This window comes from Streptomyces sp. MB09-02B (genome assembly GCF_033794485.1).
Classification (GTDB): domain Bacteria; phylum Actinomycetota; class Actinomycetes; order Streptomycetales; family Streptomycetaceae; genus Streptomyces.
Genome location: NZ_JARGEE010000458.1, coordinates 1 through 6,577 on the forward strand (window position 1 = coordinate 1; position 6,577 = coordinate 6,577).

The 6,577-nt window shown below is 67.9% G+C and carries 7 protein-coding genes; 6 read left to right on the forward strand and 1 reads right to left on the reverse strand.

What is annotated here, in order from left to right:
* Positions 1-264 (reverse strand): GntR family transcriptional regulator (locus P1P70_RS37775; protein ID WP_319245823.1); only part of this gene is annotated, 264 nt, incomplete at its 3' end.
* Between the two features lie 155 nt (positions 265-419).
* On the opposite strand from P1P70_RS37775, the gene P1P70_RS37780 reads away from it, so the two are divergent.
* The 6 genes from P1P70_RS37780 to P1P70_RS37805 all read left to right on the forward strand — a co-directional run bounded on the left by P1P70_RS37780 (position 420) and on the right by P1P70_RS37805 (position 6,206).
* Positions 420-728 carry a hypothetical protein gene (locus tag P1P70_RS37780; protein ID WP_319245825.1) on the forward strand — a complete coding sequence of 103 codons (309 nt, stop codon included), beginning with the start codon at positions 420-422 and terminating at the stop codon, positions 726-728.
* Positions 725-988, forward strand: coding sequence for a hypothetical protein (locus P1P70_RS37785; protein WP_319245826.1), 264 nt, complete (start codon positions 725-727; stop codon positions 986-988). Before P1P70_RS37780 ends, P1P70_RS37785 begins: the two co-directional genes overlap by 4 nt.
* A 323-nt stretch (positions 989-1,311) precedes the next feature.
* Positions 1,312-1,749 carry a DUF6507 family protein gene (locus P1P70_RS37790; protein WP_319245828.1) on the forward strand — a complete coding sequence of 146 codons (438 nt, stop codon included), beginning with the start codon at positions 1,312-1,314 and terminating at the stop codon, positions 1,747-1,749.
* Positions 1,746-4,109: a hypothetical protein gene (locus tag P1P70_RS37795; RefSeq protein ID WP_319245830.1), complete on the forward strand. Its 2,364-nt coding sequence runs from the start codon at positions 1,746-1,748 to the stop codon at positions 4,107-4,109. Before P1P70_RS37790 ends, P1P70_RS37795 begins: the two co-directional genes overlap by 4 nt.
* 11 nt (positions 4,110-4,120) lie before the next feature.
* On the forward strand, positions 4,121-4,765 hold the full coding sequence (locus tag P1P70_RS37800) for a hypothetical protein (protein ID WP_319245832.1): 645 nt from the start codon (positions 4,121-4,123) through the stop codon (positions 4,763-4,765).
* 37 nt (positions 4,766-4,802) lie between these two features.
* A complete protein-coding gene (locus P1P70_RS37805; protein WP_319245834.1) occupies positions 4,803-6,206 on the forward strand; it encodes a DUF6177 family protein in 1,404 nt (467 codons plus the stop codon).
* Positions 6,207-6,577 lie beyond the last annotated feature (371 nt).

Genomic DNA, 6,577 nt, shown 5'->3' on the forward strand with positions numbered 1-6,577 from the left:
GGTTTCGGGGGAAGGCGGTAGGGGGTCGGTGACGAACCACCCCCGCTGGGGTACGGCGTACACCCAGCCTTCGTCGGCCAGCAGGCCGAGCCCCCGCCGCACGGTCGTACGCGCGATCCCGTACCGCTGCACGAGCTGGGCCTCACTCGGCAGCATCCGCCCGGGCTGCCAGTCACCACGCTGAATCTGCCCGCGCAGGATCTCGGCCAGTTGCCGGTACGGGGTCAGCGGCGCGCCATGGTCGATCTCAGCGTCAGGGTTCATGAACTTGACGCTAGGCAAGCGGACTGATGTGCGCTCTTTGAGATACGTCTCGCGACGAGTCGATACAAGGCGATACAGTGGCCCAAAGAAACGCCCCGGCGGGAAGGGTGAGAGCTTCCGTGCCGGGGCTGAGCCGACTGACAAGGAGTCGACTTATGCGCAGCCTACTGGCCGCGATTCTGAACCTCTTCCTGCCCGCCCGCGGAGCCCACCGCTCCGGGGCGCAGCCGCCGCTGCCCCTGACCTCCTGTCCACCCGCACCGGAGCCCCCGCCCGTGATCACGCTCCGGCACCCGGCGGACTTCATCACCGCCGACGGCATGCCCCTGGTCCGCCCGTACGTCGTCGCGTGGGAACGCGAGCGGGACGAACATGACCGGCGCCGCCTTCAGCGGGAGCGGCGCCGGTCAGCGGTGTTGGCGACGCTGGGGCAGGACTACGTTCCGTGGGAGGTCGCCGTATGAGTACGCATGCGTCTCCTCTACGCAGCCTCGGCATCGACCCAGCAACCGGCAAGGAGGCTTTCGCGGTCACGCGCCCCGGCGGTTTTCTTGAAGGGCTGGCCGAAACGCAAGCGCTGAAGGCCGCCGCCGTCCTGGTAACGGTCGTCGGCGCCGTACTGGACATGGGGAAGGCCTCGGACGCCGAACTCGCCGCCTTCGTCACGCCGTTGCATGCCGCGCTCGAAGAATGCGTCGGTATCATCACGACCGACCGGGAGTGACGACGTAGAGGTATTCCGCCTTGAGGCCGGTGGCGTCCGGAGGGTCCGTCCTGGGCGCCACTGCCACACCCGCCTTCTCCCACACCGCTCTCCCGCCAGGGCCCCCCGTCAAGCCGTCTGGTTACACCCTCCACGTGCGACTCCTCCTCTGCTCCCCGACAGCCGTATGCCGAGTGCTCTGGGCAACGCGCTGTGGAGTGAAGTGCGTTGCTCCTGCAACAGAGCCTGAGTTAGATGGGACCCAGTTGTCAGTGGGGCATGTGATGCTGGATCACGAGTCTGATCGTGTGGGAAGCGTCGGCCTGGGATTCGCGGGGGTTGGTATGACGGGGTGGGACATCTCACCTGCCGGGGTGGGGGCGGTGATCTCGACGGTGCGGGAGGCCGCCGAGGGCATGAACAAGGGCATCACGCTGTACGGCGGTGCCGTGCAGGGTGCCATGGAGTCTGCGGGCACGCTGTCGTTCGACGGCGAGGGCGCCTCGACGGCTGCCGGCCAGGCGTCGGGTCTGGTGGCGGTCGCGCTGGGCGAGTTCGTGACCGGGACCGAGCGGGATGTGGTGTTCCTGCCGCTGCGCGCGAGCAACTCGGCGAACGGTGCGATCGAGGCGACGAACGCGTACGGCGCCGGAGAGCTGGAGCAGGCGTGGAACGCCCAGCGGCAGGCGACCCTGGCCCCGGATGTGACGGAGTTCCTGGAGGCGGCCCGCAAGCGGTCGTACGAGGCGGGGACCCCGTCCGGCGGCGGTGAGCAGCCGTGATCAGCCCGGAGAAGATACCTTCCTTCACCGGTGATCTGGTCGAGTTGCAGCAGCAGATCGCCGCCATGCGGCGGGCGGCGAAGGCGATCCGGGAGCACGGCGGTGACGTGCACACCCGCTTCCAGAACCTGTCGTCGTCGTACAAGGCCCCGGAGGCGGGCCAGCTGTTCGCCACGACGCAGGCGGTGGAGTCGAAGTCGTCATCGTTCGCGGACGACCTGGACACGGTGGCGAACGCGCTCTTCGACTACATGGTCGAAGTCGCGGAGATCGTCAGGCAGTTGGAGGCGCTGCGCGGCCAGGCGCGGGTGTTCGTGGCGTCGGTCGAAGGCGACGACGCCCTGCTCCAGAACTGGCAGAAGGACCAGGACAAGGTCGACGAGCACCAGGCCATCTGGGACGCGGTGAACGCGACGGTCGCCGCCTTCCAGCAGGCCGAGGTGACCTGCGCCGACAAGATCACGGCCTTGGTCGGCGGCACCCAGTGGCACATCAACGACGGCAGCCCCAAGCAGGACAACCCCTACGGCTTCAACACCGACCAGCTCGCCGAGGCGGACCGGCTGCCGTGGGGCACCCCCGCCCACCACGAGGCGCTCCCCTTCGGCATCGATTACCACCTTAAGGAGTTCGGCCTCAGCCTGAAGGACAACGTCGTCGGCACGGTCGAGGGAGTGGTCAACCTCTTCAGCCCAGGCGAGGAAGGCGACGCGACCCGCGAGGGCCTGGCCCGGGTGATCGTGGGCGCAGAATCGTACCTTCTGGACCCGCACGGCGACCGGGAGCCGACCTTCGGTCCGTGGCAGGAACAGTTCATGGACGAGAGCCGGCCCTACGCGAAGGAGTTCGCCAAGGGCCTCGTCGGCTGGGACGACTGGGACGACAATCCCGGCAAGGCGGCAGGCACCCTCGTCTTCAACACCCTCACCCTCGGCGCAGGCCCCCTGGGAGCCACCGCCAAGGGCCTCTCCGCTGCGGGCAAGGGTGGTGCCGGCGCCCGCGTGGCCGGTACCCTCGCCACCGTCGGCGAGGTCCTCGACCCGATCGGCGCCGCCGCCAGGACCGTCTCCACAGCCGCACGCGCTCTGCCCACCATCCGCGAGGTGACCACAGGCCTCCACGCCGCCACGGACGCGGCAGCCGCCGCGGACGCCACCCACAGCGTCCTGCGCCTTGCCGACGGCTCCGAAGTACGCATCGCGGACGGCGAGTTCATTCCCAGCAAGAACGGCGTCGTCGACACCAGCCCAGCCATATCTGAGCCGGCGGTCACCCAGCACACCCCCTCCGCCGAACCTCCACGCGTCCGCGAGCCGGTCGGCGTGGGCACCCGCGGCAACGACGCCACCGCCCAAGCGGGCGAGAACCCGCCGTCGAGGGCCGGTCACGACAGCGCATCCGGTGGCCGGGACGGTGGAACCGACCAGCAGCCACCAGCGCGCGGTGGATCGGGCGGCACTGCCGGCGACATGCGGGGATCGGGTGCGGGTCACTCCCCAGCGGATGGTCAGGGGCCGACGGGCAGTCCCCGCGCCGGAGAAGCGCACACCGGTTCTGGCGCGGCTTCGCCTGATGGATTTCCGACGGATCCGCCCCATGGGAACGGGGGCGGCCACCTCGATGAGGGTCACGCGGCACCGGGAGCGGAGGATCCATCACCGGAAGGCGGGTCCTCGGACGGGCCTCCTGACATCGACCCGGACAAATACACCAAGAACGTCGACGACGTGACGCAGGCCCAGACGGGCCGCATGGAGCCGGAGCAGGAAGCCGGCGTCGTCGCGGAACTCGACCGGGCGAAGATGGACGCCCGTGATCAGGCGAGCGTGCTTCGATCGCTGCGAAAGGACCCGTACGGGGCCGGTACCGCTGACATGATCTCGCGCGGGCATTTGCGTGAGGTGGAGGGCTACAACAAACTCCTGGACATGTGTAAGCAGGGGCCGACCAAGGCTGATCCGAAGGGCATGGTCCCCGCGGTTCACATGGCCATGAGACTTGTCACCGACTTTCAAGCCCATGGGGTCGGCCGCGTGGGCGTCGAACTCGATACAGCGACGTTCGACCTCGACGTCTACACCCGGCACCCTGACGGAAACATCGACTACGGTTATCAGCTCAAGGATGTCACCAACATCGCAGGCATCAAGAGCGCCGCCAGGAAGGCAGCCGGGCAGTTGGCGCACGAGGGAATGAGCCACCGGGTGGCAATTCTGGACGTGCACCAGTCGATGAGGGATCTCACTCCCAAGATGTTCGATGAGGCAGAGTTCCAGGCAAGAAGAGTAGGCGGGACGTTCATTCTGCGCTTCACGGACGGCTCGGTAACCGTCCCACCGGACGGACCCACATTCCCGTAAGGAAAAAAATTATGTCGAAATTGATGCGCGCGCCGAGGGAGTGTGGTTCCTGGTTCTGGGATCTCGACGAGGTCGCTGAACCCGGACTGGAATCGGCGCTGGCGACAGCATCCAGGATGAGCGAGGCGCTCGTCGGGCTCGAACTCCTGGCCCCCGCCAAGCTGGAATTCGGCTGGTACGTGCTGGACATCGGGACCACCGGCATCAGGAGCAGTCTGGAACTCACGACGCAGTTGGGAGACCCGAGCCTCCCGGAACGATTGCTCGGAAGTCGCCCAGCCGCTTTCCCCTCAGCGAAGATCGATGATGTGCACGTAATCGGTACAGGAAAATGGATCGACGCGGCTGGACAATCACACCAAGAGCCGCAGCTGGTCGATCTGTCCGTCTCTCCGGCCCCCACGGGGCTCTCGGCGGATTTGTCCGTCCATCACGACATCTGGGCCTGGTACGACTTCTCGGGCAAACCCCACCCCGAGGTGTACCACCACAACGCTCCACGGCTCGCGGCTGCTTTGCAGGAACTCAGCAGAGTGCTCGGCGTCTCCCCTGAACCAGGCGATCCGACCTACTTCGGTTCCTCCACTCCGGAAGGGCTGGCGATCCCGGAGGCGTATGAAGATGGCCTGGGGCCAGACCTGACCAGCAGGCTCTGATCGCCTGGATTCCCCTTCCCTCCAGTTGAGGAGTCTTGTGACTCGGGACGTCATCGCCCTCACCTCGAAGGCACCGGATGTCCGCGCCCTGCTGGCCGGGTTGTACGCCGGTGGGCCTGACGTGCGCTTGGACAGTGGTTCAGAGGGCGCCGCCGTCCGGTTGTGCGCACCTGACGGGCGCCCCTTGGTGAACGTCGAGGCGCCGCTCTTCCTTCAAGTGCCAGGTGAAGTCCGCCGGTTGTTCGGACAGCACGTACCGGCTGAGGAGCCGGTGTGGTGGACCGAGGTACGAGGGAGCACAGCGGTGGAGGAGGCCGGGCGGCTGGCCGGGTCGGTGGCCGGGCGTCTGGTGGCAGTGCTGGGCGGCACCACCTGGCCGTCCGAATCCGCGCACACCGATGTCGTGAACGTTCCGTCCGGCGGACACAGGTCCGACCGAGAGCAGCCGCTGGCAGCCGATGTCCTGACCGACCGGGCGATGGTGGTCTTCCAGGACCGTCCTTTCCTGGCCGCGACCACCTGGTTCACCGACCTTCTGCAGACCTCGATGTCGTCGGGCCGAGAAGTCCAGTGCGTCACCCCGTCTGATACCCGGCTGACTCAGCCCGCCCGAGCCCTGCTCACCAGGCTGCCCGCCCGTTGGGTCGTTCGTGTCCCCGAGGGCGGCTACTACGACGGGCTCTCCGGCGCCGTACTCCACTGGCATGACGGCCATTTCACCCCGAAGCGGGCCGCCGACGGCGGCCCACAGCTCGCGGAGGAGTTCACCCATCCGCAAGCTGCCGCCGCTGAGCGCCAGCTCCTCGTGGATATCCGCACCAACCACCCCGCGACCGAGCATCTCCTCCTCGGAGGTGCGCTGGAAGCCTGCTGGCAGACGCTCACCGATGCCCCACCCGCCGGGTGGTCCACCGCCGAGCCCGTCAATATTCCCTGGTCATCAGGGCAGTTGACGGAGCTGGCGCGCACCCGCGCCCAGAAGTCGACGCCTACCTGGCTGGTCGCCGTCGGCGCCCCGGACCGTCCGGGGATCGCCACCCTCCACATCACCCACACCCCTTCGGGCATCGAGGAGCACATCACCCTCGCCCTCGGTTACGACGCGGACGAGGCCCCGCCCCTCGACGCGCTCCCCGAGTTGGCTGAGATTCTCGCCACGCGACACCAACTGACGTCGATGCTCGCTTGCGTGCGCCAGGCCCGCGCCGACCTGACCACACCGCCCCGCCGCGAGCGGCTCCCGATTCCGGTCTCCTTCACCCTGGGCCCCGACGCGGTCCGCGTATTCGGGCGGACAAGGGCCGAGTCAGCCGGGGATGCCCGTCCGACCCGCCTCGGACCGGCGGTCCGGCCCGCGCTGCATTACACGCTCGGCAACGGCACCGACCCCGCCGCCTGGCGGCGACTCAAACAGCTCGGCGATCATCTGAAGGCCCGTTAACGATCGCTGGCACGCGCTGGTTCACCGGGGCTGGACACTGTCAGCCGTGCGGTGCCTCTCTTGCCTTTCATGCGGGGCGATATGAGGGATGTCCCTTCACCGGTCCAGCTGCGGCCGCCCACGGTCGCCGTTCAAGACAGAGTTTCGAGCGGGGAAGCTGTCGGAGCGGAAGCGCTACTGACCTTTGCGGCGTGATGAGCATCCGCCTTCTCCCGACTCTCCCAGACCGCGCAGCATCCCGAAAGAACGCCCGATACTGTGCTCGCCCGCGTACACGGGGCGGCCTGGTAGCGCCACGAGTCGCTACACGCTCAGGGCAACTGAGAGGGATCGCCGCTTCGGCTATGCGGAGGGGGCGGGAGCTTCGGGGG

Coding starts and splice junctions, on each gene's coding strand:
- P1P70_RS37780 (WP_319245825.1), top strand. CDS start 420: ATGCGCAGCCTACTGGCCGCGATTCTGAACCTCTTCCTGCCCGCCCGC.
- P1P70_RS37785 (WP_319245826.1), top strand. CDS start 725: ATGAGTACGCATGCGTCTCCTCTACGCAGCCTCGGCATCGACCCAGCA.
- P1P70_RS37790 (WP_319245828.1), top strand. CDS start 1,312: ATGACGGGGTGGGACATCTCACCTGCCGGGGTGGGGGCGGTGATCTCG.
- P1P70_RS37800 (WP_319245832.1), top strand. CDS start 4,121: ATGTCGAAATTGATGCGCGCGCCGAGGGAGTGTGGTTCCTGGTTCTGG.